General features: G+C 65.2%; 1 pseudogene. It reads right to left on the bottom strand.

Going from position 1 to position 635, the window contains the following annotated elements:
- Window positions 1–635, bottom strand: a pseudogene (gene dnaE2 / locus NYR54_RS19440) (error-prone DNA polymerase); the annotation flags it as partial.

Genomic DNA, 635 nt, shown 5'->3' on the forward strand with positions numbered 1-635 from the left:
CCGAGCCGAACCGCGAAGCGGCTCTCGTCACCGGTTGGCTCCAGCGTGCAGTCCCAGCGCGAGGCGTTGATGCAGACTGGGCGCACTTCCACGCCATGTTCGATGGCGTCCCTGACGATCTGCGCGGGCGCGTAGAATCCCATCGGCTGCGAGTTCAGGAGCGCGGCGCAGAACACGTCCGGATGCCAGCACTTGAGCCATGCCGAGGCGTAGGCGATCAGCGCGAAGGACGCCGCGTGGCTCTCCGGGAACCCATAGGAGCCGAATCCTTCGAGCTGCGAGAAGGTGTTCTCCGCGAACGCCCGGTCGTAACCTCGGGCAATCATGCCTTGGACGAGCTTGTCCCTGAATGCGCTCACCCCGCCCGTGTGCTTGAAGGTCGCCATGGACTTGCGCAGCATGTCCGCTTCGCCCGGCGTGAATCCCGCGCATTCAATGGCCACGCGCATGGCCTGCTCCTGGAAGAGGGGCACGCCCAGCGTCTTGCCCAGGACCTTCTCCAGTTCCGGCTTCGGGTATTCGACGGGCTCGAGTCCTGCTCGGCGGCGGAGATAGGGATGAACCATGTCGCCCTGGATCGGACCGGGACGGACGATCGCCACCTGCACAACGAGATCGTAGAACGTCCGGGGCTT

It is taken from the genome of Chelativorans petroleitrophicus (assembly GCF_025398195.1).
GTDB lineage: Bacteria > Pseudomonadota > Alphaproteobacteria > Rhizobiales > Rhizobiaceae > Chelativorans > Chelativorans petroleitrophicus.